Genomic DNA, 20,237 nt, shown 5'->3' with positions numbered 1-20,237 from the left:
AGTTTTAGAGGGATCTTTCTTAGGCCGCAGCCGGGAAGCCGATGCTTTTCAGCGCATCCGCGATCTCATCGAGAATCGCCGGATCGTCGATCGTCGCGGGCATTTTGAACTCTTCCCCATCGGCGATTTTCACCATCGTGGCGCGCAAGATTTTGCCCGAGCGGGTCTTCGGCAGCCGGTCCACGATCACGGCCAGCTTGAAGGCAGCAACCGGGCCGATCTGATCGCGCACCAAGGTCACGCATTCGCGGATCACTTCGGCATGCGACTTGGTGCAGCTTTTTTGCAGGCACAGGAAGCCCATCGGAAGTTGCCCTTTGAGCGTGTCAGAGACGCCGATCACCGCGCATTCGGCCACGTCCGGGTGCGAGGCGATCACCTCTTCCATCGCACCGGTCGACAGGCGGTGGCCCGCGACGTTGATCACGTCATCGGTGCGCGACATGATGTAGATGTAACCATCTTCATCCAAGTAGCCCGCATCGCCGGTTTCATAATAGCCGGGGAAATGCTCCAGATAGCTTTTCTTGAAGCGCTCTTCGGCGTTCCACAGCGTCGGAAGCGTACCGGGAGGCAGCGGCAGTTTGATCGCAATCGCGCCCAAAGTGCCCGGTTCCACCGGATGGCCGCCTTCATCAAGCACTTGAACATCATAGCCCGGCATCGCTTTGGTGGGCGAGCCCATCTTCACCGGCAGAAGTTCAATGCCCAGCGGGTTGCCCGCAATCGCCCAGCCGGTTTCGGTTTGCCACCAGTGGTCGATCACCGGCACACCAAGGTGATCTTGCGCCCATTTGACCGTATCCGGGTCGGCGCGTTCGCCCGCCAAGAACAGCGCCTGCATCTCGTGCAGTTTGTAGCGCTTGATATACTCCCCATCCGGGTCTTCGCGGCGAATGGCGCGCAACGCGGTCGGCGCGGTGAAGAAGCTCTTGATGCGGTGGTTTTGGATGATCCGCCAGAACACGCCCGGGTGCGGGGTGCCAACCGGTTTCCCTTCAAACACCACCGTGGTGGCGCCCGCCAAAAGCGGCCCATAGCAGATGTAGCTGTGGCCCACGACCCAACCCACGTCCGAGGCGGCCCAGAAGCGGTCACCCGGATCAATGTTGTAGATCGCTTTCATCGACCAATGCAGCGCCACAAGGTGCCCGGCGGTCGCACGGATCACGCCTTTGGGCTGGCCCGTGGTGCCCGAGGTGTAAAGGATATAGGCGGGGTGGTTGCCATCAACCGGCACGCATTCGGCGGGCTTCACGCCATATTGGAAGCCGTGCCAGCTGAAGTCGCGGCCTTCGACCAGCTTCGCCACTTCCTGTTCGCGCTGGAAGATCACGCAGAACTCGGGCTTGTGCTTGGCTTGGTCAATCGCGGCGTCGAGCAGCGGTTTGTAGTGCACAACGCGGTTCGGCTCGAGGCCGCAAGAGGCGGCGATGATCGCTTTGGGCGTGCAGTCGTCAATCCGCACAGCGAGTTCGTGCGCCGCAAAGCCGCCAAACACCACCGAATGGATCGCGCCAATCCGCGCACAGGCGAGCATCGCCTCAAGCGCTTCGGGGATCATCGGCATATAGATGATGACGCGGTCGCCCTTTTCCACGCCGCGCATCCGCAGCGCCCCGGCAAGGCTGGCAACACGCGCTTGGAGTTCTTTATAGGTAATGCCCTTGGTCGAATGGGTGATCGGGCTTTCGTGCATGATCGCGATCTGGTCGCCACGCCCTGCCTCCACATGGCGATCGACGGCGTTCCAGCAGGTGTTCACCTTTGCGTCAGCAAACCATTCCCCGGCCGGACCTTGCTCGAAGAAGGCTTTTGACGGGGCTTCGTCCCAATCGATTCCCTTGGCGGCCTCCATCCAGAACCCTTCCGGATCCGCCTTCCAAGCACCGTAAACCTCATTGTATCCCATGGTATCCCTCCTCCACTCTTGTAAGCTTGTTATGCAGATGGAAAGATTTCTGCAAGATTGTTACCGTCGCAGGTCTAGGCCCTACACAAAAATTTGCAGAACTGGCCCGTTTTTCGCCCGCAAACTTTTGCAAACAGGCTCGATATATTTACAGATGTGCATTCTTGGGCGGAGTTTGCAAAGTTTGCGCACTTTGCAGCACCTTTTGCCATAGCGGGCCGCGGTGCACGTGTTGCGCGAGTCGCGGCGGTATGCGCGACCTTGGTGCGGGTAATCCGCGCGCGGCCGCCTGCGCCAACTGGCCCCCCTTGCGCCGCCCCGCGCCCCGGCGCAGGATCGGCGGATCATTTCTGGCCGGAGGAAGCCCGATGTCCCTGCTCGATGCCGCGCGTGCGGTGCGTGAAAACGCCTATGCCCCCTATTCCAAGTTCAAGGTGGGCGCGGCGGTGCGGGGCGCCTCTGGCACGATCTACCGGGGCGTGAATGTGGAAAACGTCGCTTACCCCGAGGGCACTTGTGCCGAGGCGGGCGCGATCGCGGCGATGGTTGCGGCGGGCGAGACCGAATTGGTCGAGGTTGCGGTGATTGCCGATAGTCCAAGCCCGGTGCCGCCTTGCGGCGGTTGTCGGCAAAAGCTGGCAGAGTTTGGCCGGACCGATGTTCCCGTGGTTTTGGCCACTACCGATGGCGCGCAACTGCAAACCACCGTGGGCGATTTGCTGCCCGGTCGTTTTGCTGCCAGCCATATGGACAACTGCTGATGGACGCGCGCTCAATCATTATGGCGGTGCGGGACGGCAAAAGCCTGTCACCCGAGGCGGCGGGCTGGTTTGCACGCGGCTTGGCCGATGGCACCGTGTCGGATGCGCAGGCGGGGGCCTTCGCGATGGCGGTGCTCTGCCGGGGCTTGGGGGATGAAGGCCGCGTTGCACTAACCGAGGCGATGCGCGATTCTGGCCAGCGGCTGATCTGGGATCTCCCCGGCCCGGTTGTCGATAAACACTCGACCGGGGGCATTGGCGATTCCGTCTCGCTGCTGCTGGCCCCGGCACTCGCCGCTTGCGGTGTTTATGTGCCAATGATCTCGGGCCGTGGGCTCGGCCATACTGGCGGCACGCTTGATAAGATGGAAGCGATCCCCGGCTATAAGGCGCTGCCCGGTGTGGAGGTGCTGCGCAAGGTGGTGGCTGATGTCGGCTGCGCGATCGTGGGTGCGACCGATGAAATCGCCCCGGCAGATCGTCGTCTTTATGGTATCCGCGATATTTCGGGCACGGTGGAAAGCCTTGATCTGATCACGGCTTCTATCTTGTCAAAGAAACTTGCCGCCGGGCTCGATGCTTTGGTGCTGGACGTCAAAGTGGGCTCCGGCGCGTTCTTGCCCAGTTTGGAGGCCGCGCAGGCACTGGCGCAAAGCTTGGTGCGCACGGCGAATGACGCGGGCTGCAAAACCTCTGCCCTGATGACCGATATGGATCAAAGCTTGGGCCATTCGGCAGGCAATGCGCTTGAGGTGCTAGAGGTGATGGAAACGCTGACCGGCACCTCGGTCAATGAAGCGCTTTGGGATGTGACCTCGGCCTTGGGCGGCGAGGTTCTAACGCTGGCAGGCAAAGCCGCTGATCTTGATGAGGGCGCGGCGCAGATTGATGCGGCGATTGAATCGGGCCGCGCGGCGGAGTGTTTTGGCCGAATGGTGGCGGCGCTGGGCGGGCCGTTCGATTTTGTCGAGCGCTTCCCGGATCGATTGCCCGCCGCTTCGGTGATTGTGCCGGTGCCCGCGCCGCGCCGGGGCTATGTGGCAAAGGTGAACGGCCGCGCTTTGGGGGAAGTTGTGGTGCGGCTCGGTGGTGGTCGGCTTGTGGGGGGCGACCGGATCAACCCTTCTGTCGGGCTTTCGGGGCTTGCTATGCTGGGCGAAGAGCTTGGGCCGGGCGAAGTGCTCTGCCTTGTTCATGCGCCCAATGACGCCAAGGCCGAGGCCGCCGTGAAAGCGGTGCAATCCGCCTATGCGATCAGTGAAGAGGCTCCGGAAGAGCCACCGCTCATCCATGCGCGGTTTGGGCCGGAGGATTTGGCATGAGCCCACGTGCCTTTTTGATTGTGATGGATTCCGTAGGCATTGGCGGCGCGCCCGATGCAGCGGCCTTCTTTAATGAGGGCAGGCCCGATACGGGCGCCAATACGCTCGCCCATATCGCGCAGGCCTGTGCCGAGGGGCGCGCGAATGTAGGCCGCTCTGGCCCTTTGAAGCTGCCGCATCTGGATCAACTGGGTCTTTCGGCGGCGGTAGAGCTTGCCTCGGGTGAGAAACTCCCCGGCCTTGGTGCCAAGCCGCAAGGGCTTTGGGGCGCGGCGAGCGAGGTTTCTAAAGGGAAAGACACACCGTCCGGCCATTGGGAACTCGCGGGCGTGCCAGTGCCGTGGGATTGGCACTATTTCAAGGAAACCGAAAACAGCTTTCCGCCCGATCTCATGGATCTCGTCGCAAAAGCCGCCGGGACCGAGGGGATTTTGGGCAATTGTCATGCCCCCGGCACGGCGATTGTGGAGCGCTTGGGGGAAGAGCATCTGCGCACGGGCTGGCCGATTTGCTATACCTCCGCCGACAGCGTTTTTCAGATTGCCGCGCATGAAGAAAGCTTTGGGCTGGAGCGGTTGTTGGACCTTTGCCAAGCCATCGCGCCCCGTTTGCATGAAATGAAAGTGGGCCGGGTGATTGCGCGGCCCTTCATTGGGACCCCCGGTGCCTTCACCCGTACCCCCAACCGGCGCGACTTTGCGATTGAGCCGCCCGCGCCCACGCTTTTGGATTGGGTGCAGGGCGCGGGCCGCACCACCCATGCGATTGGCAAGATCGGCGATATCTTCAGCCATCGCGGTATCACGCATCTGCACAAGGGCAAGAACGATGCCGATCTGATGGAGCATCTGATCCGGCTGGGAGATGAGGCCGAACCGGGCAGCCTGACATTTGCCAATTTCGTGGAGTTTGACAGCCTTTTTGGCCACCGTCGCGATGTGGCGGGCTATGCGCGTGCGCTGGAGTGGTTTGACGGCGCGCTTGCGCGCTTCTTGCCCAAGCTGCGCCCCGGCGATTTGGCGCTTTTCACGGCAGATCATGGCAATGACCCCACTTGGAGCGGCACCGACCATACCCGCGAGCGGGTTCCGGTCTTGGGCTGCGGGATCGGCTTGCGGGCAGTGGGGCAGGTGGGGTACGCCGATATTGGCGCCTCGGTCGCCGCGCATCTGGGCGTGCCCGTCTGCGGCCCCGGCAAAAGCTTTCTGTGAGAGGACAGACATATGGATGAACAGGTCACGGTCGTCGACCACCCGCTGGTGCAGCACAAACTGACGCTGATGCGCGAAAAGGGCACCTCCACGGCCTCGTTCCGGCAGCTTCTGCGCGAAATCAGCCTGCTCTTGGCCTATGAGGTGACGCGCGGTCTGGACCTGACGACGAAGCGCATTGAAACGCCGCTGTGCGAAATGGATGCGCCGATCCTTGAGGGCAAGAAGCTCGCGCTGATTTCGATCTTGCGGGCGGGCAATGGCTTGCTGGATGGGATTTTGGAACTGATCCCGGCGGCGCGTGTGGGCTTTGTCGGGCTTTACCGTGACCCGGAAACCCTGCAACCCGTGCAATATTACTGCAAAGTGCCGGCGGAACTGGAAGATCGCACCGTGATCGTGGTCGATCCGATGCTGGCCACGGGCAATTCTTCTGCGGCGGCTGTGCAGTTGATGAAGGACAAAGGCGCCAAAAACATCCGCTTCCTGTGCCTGCTTGCAGCGCCTGAGGGCATTGCGCGGATGCGCGAAGCCCACCCCGATGTGCCGATCGTGACCGCCTCGATCGACGAGCAACTCAACGATCATGGCTATATCGTGCCGGGTCTAGGGGATGCGGGTGATCGCATGTTTGGCACCAAATAAGCGGTTTTGAGCCGCTTTTTCCTTTACTCGGAACCAATCCTGCTGCATTTTTTCCAAAAGATCATCGGGGGATGACAATGCGGCGGTATGGACAGTTTCTGGCGGCGACAGCGCTCGTCGCCTTGGTGAGTGCGGGCTCTGCTGTCGCAGAGATGCGGACCTATTCTCCGGCAGAAGTGCCGCCGCCCTCGTTTAAGGGGCGGCAGTATGTTGATAGTTCGGGCTGCGTGTTCGTTCGGGCTGGCTATGGGACGGCGGTGCGTTGGGTGCCGCGCGTAAGCCGAGATAAAAAACAGCTTTGCGGCTATCAGCCGACCTTCCAAAATGGTGAGGCTGTGCTGGACGTGGCAAACGTGGCCCCCGCCACACCACCCGCAGCCGAGCCTCCTGCCGCGACACCCGCCCCGGTTAAGCCTGTCGCCGTGGCTGCTGCCACGCCGACTGCAGCCCCCAAACCCGCCCCCGCAGCATCGCAAGCGACAGTTGCGCCCCCAGCACCTGCCGAACGGAGCCGCGCAGTCTCTCCGTTTAGCCCGACGCCGTTTGTTGGGCGACCGATGGCCACCATCGCCACCACAGAAACCCCGCCGCAGGTGGGCCGTGTGGCGGCAGCTACGCCAGCGCCTGCCGTTCAAACCGCCGCGTCGGAGCCGCGCGTTGCCGCCGCCAGCCCGACCCGTTCGGGTTATGTGTCGCCCTATGTTGCCGGGGCGAGTGGTACGGCTGTGCGCTACCACAACCCCGTGGCCTTGCCCGGCGCTGCATCCGTGGAAGTGGCCGCCGCCTCTGCCGCAACGATCATGGGCACCGAGCAGGTGGACCCGGCGACGACGTCATGCCCCGCAGGCACCGTCTCGGCGCAGCGGTATACGCTCTCTGATGGGCGGCGTGTGGTGCGCTGTGGCGCGCAGGTGCAAAACCCCGCCGCCTTCATCAATCAGGCTGAGGTGCCCGGTCTTGTCGTGACACCCGCTGCGGCCAGCCAGTCTGGCTATGTCTCGCCCTATGTGTCCAATGCGGTGGGTTCTCGCCGCAGTGTGCCGATTGTGGATGTGCCGTTGCGCGACGCCACCGGATATGTTGCGCCGAGCACGCCTGCTCGTGCGCCCGGTCCTGCGTCGACACAGGCAAGCTATGCTGCTGTGAGCCCCTATCAATCTGCGGGCGTGAGCAGTGCCTCAAACCCACTGGTGCCCGAAGCTGTTTTGGTGCGCACGCCCGCCACCGGGCAAGTGACGCTCGCTCCGGTGATCGTCAGCACGAAAACGGGCCCGGGCTACAAACCCGCCTTTGAAGATGGTCGGCTCAATCCGTTCCGGGGCCCGCGGAGCCTTTGGGGGGATGCGCAGCAAAGCATGATCTGGACCAATCAAGTGCCTGCCAAACTCGTGACTGCGCAAACGCCCGCTTGGCGGCGGATCGTCCCGACCGAGGCGACGGTCACCCGTGTTTCGACGAAATCTGCTCCGGTCGCCGCGCGACCGGCGGTTGCGCAGCGGGTCGCCGCGTCGCAAGCACAGGTGCAACAGCCGACTCAAGGTCCGCGTTACGTGCAGGTTGGCACTTTTGCGGTGGCCAGCAATGTCGCCGGGGTGAAGGCGCGCTTGGCCGCTGCCGGGCTGCCGGTGGCCAGTTCCACGACATCGCGCGGGCTGACGATTGTCTATGCCGGGCCGTTTGCCGATGCGCGCGCCGCTTTGGGGCAAGTGCGTGGGGCGGGCTTCTCGGATGTGATCTTGCGCTAAGCAAAAACACTTACCCCAAGCTTTTACGGCGGTCCTTTCGGGCCGCCGTTTGCATTCAGGAACAGATATCTTTCAGCGCGAGCCATTCGGCATCATCGAGCACGGGCTGCGGCGCAGGTGCGCCCCGAAACGGATCGGCCTCAATCAGCCCAAGGACGGTTTCGCCGCTTGGGTCCACCGCATAGGCATAGGGGGTCGAGGCAACGCCCGCCGCTTTGAACGCGCTTAGCAACTGATCCAGCGCCGCAGGCGTATTCGGGAGCGAGATCGGGCGGGCCAAAAGAGACGCGCCATAGCCCTCGATCTTTTTGGCGGGCAAATCGCCCGTGGTCAAAAGGCTAAGCGCTGCCCCGGCCCCCGCCCATTGCAAAAGTGCATGCGCGGGCGTTTCGCCGCTTTGCGCCAACTGGGCGGCTAAGATCGCCCCGGCGGCAACCTCGGGCGTGTCGGGGCCAATCAGCGTGTCTTGGCCCAGTGCAACCACGTCGCCCGCCAAAATGCGCGCCCCGGTCAAGGCGCGGGGCAGAACGGCGATTTCCGTCACGCCATCAAGCCGTTCGGCCAGTAGCGCGAGCGCTTTATCCCCCTCGGTCGAGTGGCAGGCGACGCCAGTGGTGTGTTCCAGATCGGCAAGCATCATCCGGCCAATGTCGGCGCGCTTGGCAAGTGGCACCACCCGTGCGGCTTGGTCGATCAAGGCGCCGGGCAACCAGATCACCGCGCCTATGGCCAGCGCGCTTACCACAGAGATCCAGCCGATCCGCCGCAAGCGGCCGGGATGCGGGCGGCGCGCCTCAAGCGCGGCTTGCACCTTTTCGATCGCCTCGACCATCGTATCATCGCCGATTTCAAGCTCTTCGCCCGGATCATCGGAGGGCGCAAAAACCGCAGGCCGCCCGCCCGGATTGCGCCGGACCAAAGCCGCCAAAGACCAATGCGTGAGCGCGGTGGCAGAGCGGTCATCCGCAATCACCAAGGATGTATCCCCAAAAGACACGATCACCTCGCGCCGCTGCGCTTGCGGCGTTTCACGCCACAGGCCGGGGGCTTCTAGCCGTTCATATTGGGGCAGGGCGGTCATGCTACAAATTGGGTCTCATTACAGATTAGCCACGAATCATAGACCATGAGGGGGCAGGGTCAATCGCACGATGCGGCACAGGCGGGGCTGTGCCGCTTTCCCATCGCCATTCTGGGGCCGGGGCGCTAGGCTCGGGCGATGATTGTTTCGCCGGGCCGCCGCTACATCTTTGTTCACATCCCCAAGACCGGGGGCACCGCGCTGGCCGAGGTGCTGGAAGCGCGCGCCATGGCCGATGATATTTTGGTGGGCGATACCCCGAAGGCGCGCCGCCGCAAGGGGCGGTTGAAAGGCATGGAGACCGCCGGGCGGTTGTGGAAGCACACGACCTTGGCCGAGGGGGTGGGGCTTTATACCGAGGCGCAGGCGCGCGATTGGTTCACCTTTGCGCTGGTGCGCAACCCTTGGGACCGGATGGTGAGCTATTACCATTGGCTGCGGGCGCAAAGCTTTGCCCATCCGGCGGTGGGGTTGGCGCAAAACCTCGATTTCACCGCCTTTGTTTTGCATCCAGAGATTGGCGCCTCAATCGCGGCATCGCCTTACGGAAGTTATTTGCGCTTAGCGAATGGCTGTGAGACGGCAACCGCCTTTATTCGGCTTGAGCATTTCGCGGAAGATGTCGCCCCGCTAGAGGCGCATCTGGGGTTTAAGCTCGCGCCTTTGCCGCGGGTGAATGCCTCGGCGCGGGCGGCTGATTGGCGCGGCTACTACACCGATGAAACCGCCGCTGCGGTCGCTCGTTTCGCCGCCGCAGATATCACTCGGTTTCACTACGCCTTCGACTAAGTTACCGCTTTCTCGCGAATTGCATGCCTGCTTCGCAACAATGCGCCCTTTGGGGCCGCATTGATATCACTCTCGCCGCCAGTGCCTTTTTTGCGCCGCAAACGCGCCCCGGAAAGATCGCGGGAATCACCCGAGATGACCTCATGGAAACGCCCAAGGGAACACTTGGGAGGCAAGGAGAAGACGCGATGTTCGGGTTCAATACCGCCAAACGTGCCGACCGCTGGGAAGAGCCCGAAGGCTTCGAAAGCGTCTTCGCAACGCAGGGCTTTAGCACCGTTTCCAATATCAGCCATTCCGATGGGATCGTTGCGGGCACCCGCATCGCCACGGCCATGGGCTGGCGCCCGGTTGAGGCGATGGCGGCGGGTGATATGGTGATGACCTTCGATCATGGGATGCGCCCGGTGCGCGCTGTGCATCGCTCCCATCTATTTGCGGGGCGCGCGAAGCTGCCCCGTTCGATGATGCCACTCGCGGTGCCGGAAGGCGCGCTGGGGAATGCCAGCCCGATGCTGCTTTTGCCCGAACAAAATGTGCTGGTGGAAAGTGATTTGGCCGAGGCGGTCTTTGGCGACCCCTTTGCATTGATCCCGGCCGCCGCGCTTGAAGGCTATCGCGGCATTACCCGGATCACGCCGCATCAGCGCATCGAAATTATCACCCTGCAATTCGACGAAGATGAAGTGATCTACGCCAATGGCACCGGCATGATCCATTGTGCTTCGGTCCATGGTACGTCGATCAGCGCGATGATCGACGAAGTAACGGGCTATGTGGTTTTGCCAATGGATATGGCGCAACAGATCGTTGCGCAGATGATCGAGGTCGATGCATTGGGCTGAGAACGGCTCAGATCTTGATCCGAAACGCCGCGGTGCCCCCCGCGGCGTTTCCTTATGTGGCGGTACTGCAGACCGGGCAGGTGGCGGCGCGCTTTATCGCGATGCGGCGGCTCTCGGCCCAAAGCGCATCATGGATCAACAGTGTGCCGCGCAGGCTTTGCCCCGCTTGCACAATCTCTTTAATCGCCTCTGCCGCCATCATCGCGCCAATGATCCCGGGTAGCGCGCCCATCACCCCCGCCTGCGCGCAATCGGGCGCGAGCCCCGGCGCGGGGGCGGTGGGGAAGACACAGGCCAGACAAGGTGCGCCCTTGGCGGGGTCATAAAGGCTGAGCTGCCCTTCCCATTGCGCAATCGCGCCGGAAATGAGCGGTTTGCCCGCCGCCACACAGGCTTGGTTCACCGCTTGGCGGGTTTCAAAATTATCCGTGCCATCAAGCACCAGATCGTATTCGGCGAGCAGTTCCGCCGCGATTTCAGGCGTAAAGGCACGATGATAAGGGCGGATCGTGATGAAGGGGTTTTGCGCAAGAAGCGCGGCTTGTGCGGCAAAGACCTTGGGCTTGCCAATATCGGCATCGCGATAAAGCACTTGGCGCTGAAGGTTGGAGGCTGACACCGTATCGGGGTCAATCACCCCAATCGTGCCCACGCCAGCAGCTCCAAGGTAAAGCAGCGCGGGGGCGCCAAGCCCGCCAGCCCCGACCACCAGCACGCGCGCCGCTTTGAGCCGCTTCTGCCCCGGCCCGCCCACTTCGCGCAGCAGGATATGGCGCGCATAGCGGTTTAGCTCCGCTTCTGAAAACGGGCCTTGCGGGGCTTTTTGTTCGGGTTGCGCGGCGCGGGCGCGCAGCTTGGCCAGCCCCCAGCGATAGGTCAGAACAACCCCCGCCACGACGCCAAGCCCGACCCAGCCCGCCAAAGAGCCGCCAATCATCGCGCGCAGCGGGTGCGTAGGCTCGGCAAAAAGTGCATGCGCCGCGACAAAGGCTGCACAGACCACGGCCAGTATTCCCCAAATCAGCCGCCGGGGCACCTTGAGCGCAAGCCCGAGTGCCGAGAGCAGGAATAGGAGAAAGAGCCCGGTCATTGCGGGCCTCGGTTAGGCGCGTTTGCGCAGCATCGTCCAGGCGACAAAGCCCAGAACGCCGACCACGCCGACGGCGAGCCACAGCGTGAGCGAACCGCCCGAAATCGCGCGCAGCGGCGCCTCCGGGTCGGCCAAGAACGCATGGCCCGCGGTGAAGGCCGCCCAGATCAGCGCAAGAATGATCCCAATCACCTTCGGCGGCGCTTTCATCGCTTTGCCCAAGACGCCCACGATCACCAGCACAAAGATACCTTGCATGGCCTATTTCCTTCCAGTCGAGCCAAAGCCGCCCGCGCCCCGGCTGGTAGCGCTAAGCGTTTCGGCGAGCGCATATCCTGCTTGGACGACAGGGGCAATGACTGCCTGCGCGATCCGTTCGCCGTGGTGAATCGTATAGGCGACAGATCCGAAGTTGATCATCAACACGCCAAGCGGGCCGCGATAGTCGCTGTCAATCGTGCCGGGCGTGTTGGGAAGGCTTAGCCCGTGCTTAAATGCGAGCCCGGAACGCGGGCGAATTTGCATCTCAAACCCTTGCGGAATTTCGACCTTGAGCCCGGTGGGTACAATCGCGCGCGCCATCGGTTCGAGCTTTAGCCCGGCTTCGCGTATCTCGGGCGGCAGGTTCGCGCGAATATCCGCCCCCGCAGAGCCCGGCGTTTCATAGGCGGGCAGTGCCACCTCCCGGTCGGCCCAGTCTTCGTAAAGAACCTTGATGATCGGGGTCATGAGGTTTCCTTTGTCAGCTGCGCGGCAATACGTTCGGCCAGCTTTTGCGCGACCTGTACCTTGGGCATTTGCGCCCAAGTCTCGGCCCCCGCTGCGTCAATGATCGTGACGGTGTTATGCGCCCCGCCCATCACCCCGCTTTCGGGGCTGACATCATTGGCCACGATCCAGTCACATCCCTTGCGGGCACGTTTCGCGGTGGCATGGGCTTGGACGTTTTCGGTCTCCGCCGCAAAGCCCACCACAAGCGCGGGGCGCCCCGCTCCCATTTGCGACACGGTCGCCAGAATATCGGGGTTTTCCGTAAAGCTGAGCGCGGGTGCGGTGCCTGTGCTGTCTTTCTTCATTTTTTGAGCGGAGGCATTCGCCACCCGCCAATCGGCGACGGCGGCGGCAAAAATGGCGGCGTCGGCGGGCAGGGCGTTTCGCACCGCCTCAAACATTTGCTGTGCGGTTTCAACCGGTACGACTTTCACCCCCTCTGGCGGGGGCACGCTGGCTGGGCCGGTGACAAAGGTGATATTCGCCCCAAGGTCGCGCAGCGCGCGCGCCAAGGCCGTGCCCTGCGCACCCGAGGACCGATTGGCGATATAGCGCACCGGGTCGATCGGTTCATGCGTCGGGCCAGAGGTCACAAGCACATGCTTGCCCGTCAGCGGGCCGTCGGCCAGTTGCGCGCGGATCGCGGCCAAAATCTCTGCCGGTTCCGCCATCCGCCCCAAGCCATGTTCACCGCAGGCCATATCGCCTGCATTGGGGCCAATGGTGGCCACGCCATCTTCGCGCAACTGCGTAAGGTTGCGTTGCGTCGCCGGGTGGTGCCACATCCGCACATTCATCGACGGGGCTATCAGCACTTTCTTGTCGGTCGCCAGCAGCAGGGTGGAGGCGAGGTCACCGGCCAGCCCATTGGCCATCTTCGCCATCAAATCCGCCGTTGCGGGGGCGACCACCACCAAATCCGCCGCGCGACTGAGTTGGATGTGACCGATCTCCGCTTCTCGGGTGAGGTCAAAAAGCGCGGTATGCGCCGCCTCGCCCGCCAGCGCCGAAATCGCCGTTGGGGTGACGAATTGCGCCCCCGCCTCGGTCAGCACCGGGGTGATGGCCACGCCTTCGGCGCGCAACAGGCGGATCAGTTCGGGGCATTTCACCGCCGCGATACCGCCACCGATAATCAGAAGGATGCGTTTGCGTTGCAAGATGGGCCCTCCGTTCTGCCCAAGCTGTAGGGCGGCAGGGCCGGGGGCGCAAGTTATTGGAAGGCGGCGCAGGGGTCTTCGCGCTCGGTTGGCGCGGTGACGATCCACCAATCATAGGGTTGATCGGGGTTTAGGCTGCCATCGCTCGGGCGCTCAAGTTGGCCAAGCGAGATCACTTTGACCTGTGGCGCGGCATGGGCAATCAGCGCTGGTACGGCGCGGTCGGTGCGGGCATGGCCCGAGCCGGTGATCAGTGCAACCGGGCCACCCGTTTCTTGGAGCGCTTGCAGGGTGGTCGCCGCAAAAGCGCCGTCGCGCAGCCGTTGTGCCGCGACCATACCGGGCAGCAATTCGGGCGGCAGGGCGTTGCAATGATCTTCCTGCGCTTGGGTTTCGAGCTTGGCTTGCAGATCGGCGGGGTAAGGCTGGTCGAGACCATATTCTGCCGCCTCGGGAAAGATATCAGGCAACGCCTCGCTCATGGCGCGGCGCACGGTTTCACGCGGTAAGGCGGCCCCATAGTAGCGCGCATTTGGTGCCGCCTCAAAAATCGGCGCGTAAATCGCGAAATCCGGCCAGCCCGCGGCTTCCCAGCCAAGAACCTGGCCAATGTCTTCAGGGGTAGAAATCAACTCGGGCGTCACCTGCGCGGCCTGCTCGGGCGAGAGCATTTCAAAGACCAGCGCCTTGGGCTTCAACGCTGCCACCGCGGCCGCTTGGGTCAGATGATGGGTCGGATTGTCATGCAATTCGCCCAAAACCAGCACCTGCGGTGCGGCCTCGGTAATCTTTGCAGACAGGTCGGACGCAGAAATTTCCGCGGCACCAAGCGGCGCCGCGGTCAAGCAAAGGGTAAGGGCAAGGAGCGGGCGCTTCATACGAAGAAGTTCGCCACCTCCGGGCCCCGGCTTTCCAAGCTTTTGCGCATTTTGCCAAAGGCTTGCGCTTCAAGCTGGCGGATCCGCTCTTTCGAAAGGCCCAGTTCTTCGCCCAAGCTTTCAAGCGTCCGGGGCGCGTCAATCAATCGGCGCTGCACCACAATGTAACGCTCGCGGCCCGAGAGGTTATCCATCGCCTCGCCGAGCCAATTGCGCATCAGCGCGCCATCATGCGCCTCGGTCACGCGGGTTTCTGGGCCCGCGCCATCATCTTCCAGCGCATCCACCCACTCGCGCCCTTCTTCATCCGAAGATTGCGGCGCATTGAGCGAGAAGTCAGAGCCCGCAAGGCGGCCCTCCATCATTTCCACATCGGCAAGCGGCACGCCAATGCTGGTGGCGACCCGCTGGCGCAATTGCGCGCCATCAAGGTCTTCGCCCTCGGCTTGGGCCTCGCGCAGGATTTGCGCTTGCACCCGGCGCATGTTGAAGAACAGCGCCTTTTGCGAGGAGGTCGAACCGGTACGCACCATCGACCAGTTGCGCATCACAAATTCTTGGATTGAGGCTTTGATCCACCAAACCGCATAGGTCGAAAAGCGCACGCCGCGATCTGGGTCGAATTTATCGGCCGCTTTCATCAGCCCGAGCGAGGCTTCCTGAATGAGGTCATTCATCGGCGCGCCGTAGCGGCGGAACTTTGAGGCCATCGAAACGGCGAGCCGCATGTAAGCGCTGACGAGCCGATGCAGTGCAACCTCATCGCGGTGGTCGCGCCACGCGCGGGCGAGGTTCGCCTCGGTCTCGGCATCCAGATATTCGGCGCGCATTGCTTGCCGCGCCAGGGTGTCGTCTGTCATTCCATCGAGTGCCATGTCCAGTCTCCCCGGGTTCTGCGACCCGCTGTTGGCTTGCTCCCTGAGGTCACTGTGACAGAAACGCGCACCGATGTCTTTTGGTTGCACTGTGCGTCACAAAAAATTCAGTGTTCGGAAATGCGCAGAGGCAACCATTTGGAAATACGTGGAATATTGCGCATCACGGCTACGTGAGTGGCATTTTTCGCGGTTTGGTGAGGCTGGGATGCATAATTTTAAGCCTCGAAACCCGCGCGCGTTGCGCTAAGGAGATTCCCTCATAGCGGGAAAATTCTTGATCGCATTCGCCCTTGCGGACCATGCTGGCGGGGCAGTGTTGGGTAAGTGTTTGGGTGGTGTGTGCATGGTGGCCAGAACCTATACCGTGGCCTTTGAAGGGGTCGAGGCGCGCCCGGTTGAGGTCCAATGCGCCTTGGCCACCGGTATGCCTTCTTTCTCCATCGTGGGCTTGCCGGACAAAGCCGTGAGCGAGGCGAAAGAGCGGGTGCGGGCGGCTTTGGCGGCGTTGTCGATTGCGCTGCCGATGCGGCGCATCACGATCAACCTTTCGCCCGCCGATCTGCCCAAAGAGGGCTCGCATTTCGATCTGCCCATCGCTTTGGCGCTTTTGGCGGCCATCGACATTGTGCCCCGCGAAGAGGTGGAGGGGCTGGTCGCGATTGGCGAATTGGCGCTTGATGGGCGATTGGTGCCCGTGGTCGGTGCGCTTCCTGCCGCAATGGCAGCGGCAAGCGAAGATAAGGCGCTCATCTGCCCGCAGGATTGTGGGGCCGAAGCCGCGTGGGTTGGTGCGACCGACGTTTTTGGCCCCGCCACGCTGACCGAAGCCCTGCAACATCTGAGTGGTCAAAGGCCGCTTGCCCCCGCGCAACCGGGCGAGGTGGTGGCGCCGCAAAGTCCGCGCGATTTGCGTGATGTGAAAGGCCAAGAACGGGCCAAACGCGCTTTGGAAATTGCCGCCGCTGGGCGTCATCATCTGTTTTTGGTTGGCCCGCCGGGGTCGGGGAAGTCGATGCTGGCCGCGCGGCTGCCGGGCATTTTGCCGCCGCTTTCGGCGATGGAGGCGTTGGAGACCTCGATGGTACATTCGCTTTCGGGGCTTTTGTCCGAGGGTGGCATTTCTCGCACGCGCCCCTTTCGCGAGCCGCATCATACTGCCTCGATGGCGGCGATGATCGGCGGCGGGCGTGGGGCGAAACCGGGCGAGGTGAGCTTGGCGCATAATGGCGTTTTGTTCATGGATGAGTTCCCCGAATTTCCCCGCACGGTGCTGGAGACGCTGCGCCAGCCGATTGAAACCGGGGAGGTTGTGGTGGCCCGCGCCAACGCCCATGTGCGCTACCCTTGCCGGTTTTTGTTGATTGCTGCGGCGAACCCCTGCCGCTGCGGTTACCTAGGCGATCCGGCGCGTGCTTGCGCGCGGGTACCGCAATGCGGGGCGGATTATTTGGGGCGCATTTCCGGCCCGCTGATGGATCGGTTTGACCTGCGGATCGAAGTGCCGGGGGTGGATTGGCGGGAGTTAGACCTACCCTCCGCAGGCGATAGTTCCGGCACGGTGGCCGCGCGGGTGGCACAGGCGCGCGAGGTGCAGGCCAAACGCTATGAACACCACCCGAGCGTGCGGGTGAATGCCGAAGCCGAAGGGGCGGTCTTGGAAGAGATTGCGCCGCTGGATGCCGAGGGGCGCGAATTGTTGGGCAAAGTGTCAGAACGCTTTGGGCTGACCGCGCGTGGCTATCACCGCGTCTTGCGCACCGCACGCACGATTGCGGACCTAGAGGGCGCGGCCCAAGTGCGCGCCCCCCATTTGGCGGAAGCCGTGAGTTACCGGATCAGTTTCGCGCAGGCAGGCTAAGGCATTTACGCGCGAAATCGGCCGCATCGCGCAGGGCCGCGCGCGCCTCTGGCACCCAGCCATCGAACATCTGCCAGACATGGGGTGCATCGGGCCAAAGCTGCAGCGTCACATCAACCCCCGCATCGCGCAGCTTATGTTCCAAGAACATCGCATCATCGCGCAAAATATCGCGTTCCGAGGTTTGCAAAAGCACCGGCGGGCAATTGGGGTAGCTGGCGTAAAGCGGGGACACGGCCGGGTCATCGGCGCGGTGTCCGTTGAGGTAATATTGCGCGACCTCTTCCATCCGCTCGGCGGCAAGCATCGGGTCCCGATCTTCCAAAAGCACCAGTGAAGGCGAGGCCCCGGTCAAGTCCGTCCAAGGCGAAAGCGCAATGATCCCCGCAGGTGGATGCCCCGCTTTACACAGCCGCGCCAGCAGCGACAGTGCCAAGCCTGCCCCGGCACTATCGCCCGAAAGCACAATGTTTTCTGCCGCGTAGCCCTTAGTCACCAAATCCTCAAACGCGGCTTCGGCATCATTGAGCGCGGCGGGGTAGGGGTGTTCGGGGGCCAGCCGATAGGCGGGGGCGATCACCTCCACCTGCGCCAGCCGCGCCAGCCGACTTAGCATGGCCTTATGCGTGTTGGGGCTGCCCGCGATGAAAGCACCGCCGTGGAAATGCAAAATCACCTTGTCGGGGATGGTCTTGCCCGAGCGGATCGAAAGCGCCGGACGCCCCGCCAAAGTCATCGGCACCGCCACCGTGCAAGGGGCCGAGCGTGCGCCATAGCGCGCCCAGCGCTCCATATCATTGCGCAGCTTCTCAGGCTCCGAAACCTTGCGCAGATAGGGTTTGGTGGTCAGACGCAGCGCCGCGTTCAGAAGGGTCAGTTGTAGGCTCATTGCGCGGCCTCCCGCTCGGCCTCGATCACATCCCAAATGCGGGCGGCGGCATTGGTGCCATCAAACCGTTCGAGCTCTTGCAGGCCGGTGGGGGAGGTCACGTTGATCTCTGTGAGACAATCGCCGATCACGTCGATGCCAACGAAAATCTGCCCCTTCTCGCGCAGAAGCGGGCCGATGGCGGCGCAAATCTCTAGCTCGCGATCGGTAAGCTTGGTGGGTTCTGGCCGCCCACCCACATGCATGTTGGAGCGGGTTTCGCCCGCTGCAGGGACGCGGTTGATCGCGCCCACCGGCTCGCCATTCACCAGCAAAATACGTTTGTCACCTTGGGTCACCGCAGGCAGGTATTTTTGCACAATCAGCGGCTCGCGGTTGATGCCGGTAAACAGCTCATGCAGCGAGGCAAGGTTGCGGTCATTCGCATCAAGCCGGAACACCCCCGCGCCGCCATTGCCGTAAAGCGGCTTCAAAATCACATCGCCATGCTTGGATTTGAAATCGCGGATCACCTGCAGATCGCGCGCGACCAAAGTGGGCGGCGTCAGGTCTGGGAAATCCAGCACCAGCAGCTTTTCAGGGTAGTTGCGGACCCAAAACGGGTTGTTGACCACCAAGGTTTTGGGGTGAATGCGGTCCAACAGGTGGGTGGTGGTGATATAGCCCATGTCAAAGGGCGGGTCTTGGCGCAGCCAAACCACGTCAAAGCTGGCCAGATCGACCTCGACCTCATCGCCCAAGCTGAAATGGTTGCCCTTCTCGCGGCGCAACTCCAGCGGCCAGCCACGCGCCATCACCTTGCCTTCGCGGTAAAACATCTTGTTGGGCGTGTAGTAAAACAGGCTGTGGCCACGCGCCTGCGCCTCAAGTCCAATGCGGAAGGTGCTGTCGCCGGAGATGTCGATCCCGGCGATTGGGTCCATTTGCAGTGCTACTTTCAAGGCCATGACGCCCCCTTTCATTCATCTCTAGATGCCCCGCGCGGGGAGGCGATGCAATCCGCAGCGTGGTGAACAGCCCGTGAGGACTTCAGCCGAATATATGTGCATTTTCGACAATTTCGATAACGCCGCGCTGATCGACCAACGCAAGGTCCAGCCGCATGTCTGTTGCGGCCAGTTCTGGGCGGGCGGCGACGAACTCTTCCGCCGAAAGCGCGATGCGGTTCAGTTGCTTGGGGAGCAGATGTTCGGCGGCGCTTGCATGTGTGACGGAGTGTTTCACCTCGACAAAGACCACCACGCCATCGCGCGAAACGATCAGATCAATCTCGCCGCCATATTGGCCGCGCCAGCGGGAGGCGAGGATCGAAAATCCCGCGCGTTCGTAGTGTTGGGCCACCTGTGCCTCGGCAGCAAGGCCCGCGTGATGGGCCATGCGGCCCCGCGTGCTACGGCGGTCATTCCTCATCGCGGTCAAGCGCAAGCGCGCGTTGGTAGACCTCGCGCCGGGGCAGGCCCAAGGCTTGCGCAACCTCGCTCGCCGCCTCCTTCACCCGCATCCGGCCAAGCCTATCGCGCAACGCGGCATCAATATCTTCGGGGCCAAAGCGGGGGCCGTGCGGGCGATCCAACAACACCACAATCTCACCCTTGATGGGCGCGGTTTCGAGGCTCTCGATCAGTTCCGCCACTGTACCCCGGCGCACTTCTTCAAAGCGTTTCGTGAGTTCGCGGCACAAAACGGCGCGACGCTCGGGCCCAAAGGTTTCCGCCAGATCGGCGAGCATGGCCGCCACCCGTTTGGGGGATTCATAAAAGATCACCGTGGCTTGCAGATCAGCCATTTCAGAAAGCCACTTGCGGCGCGCGCTTTGCGTGTTGGGCGGAAAGCCCGCAAATAGGAACCGATCCGACGGCAGGCCAGAGACGGTCAGCGCGGCGAGCACCGCAGAGGGCCCGGGCGCGGCAAAGACATCACAGCCCTCGGCAATGGCGGCGCGGCCCAATTGAAATCCGGGGTCCGCCACCAAGGGCGTGCCTGCCTCGGACGCATAGCCAACCGATTTGCCTTCTGCCAAAGCCGCCAACAGCCGGGGTCGGGCCTGCTCGCCATTATGATCGTGATAGGCCACCACCGCGCGGCCATTGAGCGGAATACCGTGAATTTCCATCAGATGGCGCAAGGTGCGTGTGTCTTCGGCGGCAAGCACATCGGCCATGCGCAAAATATCCAGCGCGCGCAGGGTAATGTCGCGCGCAGTGCCGATTGGGGTGGCAATGAAGTGCAGCCCCGGAGCCGGTTTGCGCGGCGCGCCGCCGAAGGTTTCGTTTTGCATCGGCACGCTTTCGCCCAAGTCGTTATCCGCTGTCATGGTTATGCGTCCCGCTGCCAAGCCAAGTTTACTTATTAAGGCGGAACGCTTAGGGTTCGCCACAGTTAAACCCCCGCCGATCCGGAGG

20 protein-coding genes are annotated in these 20,237 nt (G+C 62.7%); 8 read left to right on the top strand and 12 right to left on the bottom strand.

Features of this window, described 5'->3' with window-relative positions; all coding sequences use genetic code 11:
- Nucleotides 1-19: 19 nt before the first annotated feature.
- A complete protein-coding gene (locus CRO18_RS02880) occupies nucleotides 20-1,912 on the bottom strand; it encodes a propionyl-CoA synthetase (RefSeq protein WP_076485184.1) in 1,893 nt (630 codons plus the stop codon).
- Between the two features lie 368 nt (nucleotides 1,913-2,280).
- Here CRO18_RS02880 and CRO18_RS02875 point away from each other — a divergent pair, with 368 nt between their 5' ends.
- From CRO18_RS02875 to CRO18_RS02855, 5 genes are all read left to right on the top strand, one after another.
- Nucleotides 2,281-2,673, top strand: a complete 393-nt coding sequence (locus CRO18_RS02875) for a cytidine deaminase (RefSeq protein ID WP_076485185.1) — start codon at nucleotides 2,281-2,283, stop codon at nucleotides 2,671-2,673.
- A complete protein-coding gene (locus CRO18_RS02870) occupies nucleotides 2,673-3,995 on the top strand; it encodes a thymidine phosphorylase (protein WP_097080992.1) in 1,323 nt (440 codons plus the stop codon). Before CRO18_RS02875 ends, CRO18_RS02870 begins: the two co-directional genes overlap by 1 nt.
- On the top strand, nucleotides 3,992-5,206 hold the full coding sequence (locus CRO18_RS02865) for a phosphopentomutase (protein ID WP_097080991.1): 1,215 nt from the start codon (nucleotides 3,992-3,994) through the stop codon (nucleotides 5,204-5,206). Before CRO18_RS02870 ends, CRO18_RS02865 begins: the two co-directional genes overlap by 4 nt.
- A gap of 12 nt (nucleotides 5,207-5,218) precedes the next feature.
- Nucleotides 5,219-5,851: a uracil phosphoribosyltransferase gene (upp, locus tag CRO18_RS02860; RefSeq protein ID WP_076485188.1), complete on the top strand. Its 633-nt coding sequence runs from the start codon at nucleotides 5,219-5,221 to the stop codon at nucleotides 5,849-5,851.
- A 77-nt stretch (nucleotides 5,852-5,928) separates the two neighbouring features.
- Nucleotides 5,929-7,596, top strand: a complete 1,668-nt coding sequence (locus CRO18_RS02855) for an SPOR domain-containing protein (RefSeq protein WP_170952540.1) — start codon at nucleotides 5,929-5,931, stop codon at nucleotides 7,594-7,596.
- A gap of 55 nt (nucleotides 7,597-7,651) precedes the next feature.
- On the opposite strand, the gene CRO18_RS02850 is transcribed toward CRO18_RS02855, so the two are convergent.
- Nucleotides 7,652-8,677, bottom strand: coding sequence for a hypothetical protein (locus tag CRO18_RS02850; protein WP_097080989.1), 1,026 nt, complete (start codon nucleotides 8,675-8,677; stop codon nucleotides 7,652-7,654).
- 138 nt (nucleotides 8,678-8,815) lie between these two features.
- On the opposite strand from CRO18_RS02850, the gene CRO18_RS02845 reads away from it, so the two are divergent.
- Both CRO18_RS02845 and CRO18_RS02840 read left to right on the top strand, forming a co-directional pair.
- Nucleotides 8,816-9,466, top strand: a complete 651-nt coding sequence (locus CRO18_RS02845; RefSeq protein WP_097080988.1) for a sulfotransferase family 2 domain-containing protein — start codon at nucleotides 8,816-8,818, stop codon at nucleotides 9,464-9,466.
- Nucleotides 9,467-9,654: 188 nt separating this feature from the next.
- The gene (locus tag CRO18_RS02840; RefSeq protein WP_170952539.1) at nucleotides 9,655-10,311 is read left to right on the top strand and encodes a Hint domain-containing protein; all 657 of its coding nucleotides are present in this window, start codon (nucleotides 9,655-9,657) and stop codon (nucleotides 10,309-10,311) included.
- Nucleotides 10,312-10,363: 52 nt separating this feature from the next.
- Here CRO18_RS02840 and CRO18_RS02835 read toward each other — a convergent pair whose 3' ends face one another.
- The 6 genes from CRO18_RS02835 to CRO18_RS02810 are packed head-to-tail and all read right to left on the bottom strand — an operon-like array spanning nucleotide 10,364 to nucleotide 15,085.
- Entirely contained in the window at nucleotides 10,364-11,401 is a 1,038-nt protein-coding gene (locus CRO18_RS02835; RefSeq protein WP_097080986.1) for a HesA/MoeB/ThiF family protein, read from the bottom strand.
- A gap of 12 nt (nucleotides 11,402-11,413) precedes the next feature.
- On the bottom strand, nucleotides 11,414-11,659 hold the full coding sequence (locus CRO18_RS02830; RefSeq protein ID WP_097080985.1) for a hypothetical protein: 246 nt from the start codon (nucleotides 11,657-11,659) through the stop codon (nucleotides 11,414-11,416).
- Between the two features lie 3 nt (nucleotides 11,660-11,662).
- Nucleotides 11,663-12,130 carry a dUTP diphosphatase gene (gene dut / locus CRO18_RS02825; protein ID WP_076485195.1) on the bottom strand — a complete coding sequence of 156 codons (468 nt, stop codon included), beginning with the start codon at nucleotides 12,128-12,130 and terminating at the stop codon, nucleotides 11,663-11,665.
- Nucleotides 12,127-13,335 carry a bifunctional phosphopantothenoylcysteine decarboxylase/phosphopantothenate--cysteine ligase CoaBC gene (gene coaBC, locus CRO18_RS02820; RefSeq protein ID WP_097081104.1) on the bottom strand — a complete coding sequence of 403 codons (1,209 nt, stop codon included), beginning with the start codon at nucleotides 13,333-13,335 and terminating at the stop codon, nucleotides 12,127-12,129. The genes dut and coaBC overlap by 4 nt, the downstream gene beginning before the upstream one ends.
- A gap of 50 nt (nucleotides 13,336-13,385) precedes the next feature.
- Nucleotides 13,386-14,210 (bottom strand): ChaN family lipoprotein, encoded by an 825-nt coding sequence (locus CRO18_RS02815; RefSeq protein ID WP_097080984.1) that lies wholly within the window; start codon nucleotides 14,208-14,210, stop codon nucleotides 13,386-13,388.
- Nucleotides 14,207-15,085: an RNA polymerase factor sigma-32 gene (locus tag CRO18_RS02810; protein ID WP_097080983.1), complete on the bottom strand. Its 879-nt coding sequence runs from the start codon at nucleotides 15,083-15,085 to the stop codon at nucleotides 14,207-14,209. The genes CRO18_RS02815 and CRO18_RS02810 overlap by 4 nt, the downstream gene beginning before the upstream one ends.
- 346 nt (nucleotides 15,086-15,431) lie before the next feature.
- On the opposite strand from CRO18_RS02810, the gene CRO18_RS02805 reads away from it, so the two are divergent.
- The gene (locus CRO18_RS02805; protein WP_097080982.1) at nucleotides 15,432-16,946 is read left to right on the top strand and encodes a YifB family Mg chelatase-like AAA ATPase; all 1,515 of its coding nucleotides are present in this window, start codon (nucleotides 15,432-15,434) and stop codon (nucleotides 16,944-16,946) included.
- Here CRO18_RS02805 and CRO18_RS02800 read toward each other — a convergent pair.
- From CRO18_RS02800 to rsmI, 4 genes are all read right to left on the bottom strand, one after another.
- A complete protein-coding gene (locus tag CRO18_RS02800; protein ID WP_097080981.1) occupies nucleotides 16,924-17,835 on the bottom strand; it encodes an alpha/beta hydrolase in 912 nt (303 codons plus the stop codon). The two genes, CRO18_RS02805 and CRO18_RS02800, sit on opposite strands and share 23 nt — an antisense overlap.
- Entirely contained in the window at nucleotides 17,832-18,782 is a 951-nt protein-coding gene (gene gshB / locus CRO18_RS02795) for a glutathione synthase (protein WP_097080980.1), read from the bottom strand. The genes CRO18_RS02800 and gshB overlap by 4 nt, the downstream gene beginning before the upstream one ends.
- A gap of 82 nt (nucleotides 18,783-18,864) precedes the next feature.
- On the bottom strand, nucleotides 18,865-19,245 hold the full coding sequence (locus CRO18_RS02790; protein ID WP_097080979.1) for a YraN family protein: 381 nt from the start codon (nucleotides 19,243-19,245) through the stop codon (nucleotides 18,865-18,867).
- Nucleotides 19,235-20,149, bottom strand: coding sequence for a 16S rRNA (cytidine(1402)-2'-O)-methyltransferase (gene rsmI / locus CRO18_RS02785; RefSeq protein ID WP_097080978.1), 915 nt, complete (start codon nucleotides 20,147-20,149; stop codon nucleotides 19,235-19,237). Before rsmI ends, CRO18_RS02790 begins: the two co-directional genes overlap by 11 nt.
- Between the last annotated feature and the right edge of the window lie 88 nt (nucleotides 20,150-20,237).

The sequence above is a fragment of the Rhodobacter sp. JA431 genome (assembly GCF_900217725.1).
GTDB lineage: Bacteria > Pseudomonadota > Alphaproteobacteria > Rhodobacterales > Rhodobacteraceae > Rhodobacter > Rhodobacter aestuarii.
The sequence above is the reverse complement of the archived record's forward strand: the minus strand, read 5'-3'. Positions and strand labels throughout refer to the sequence as shown.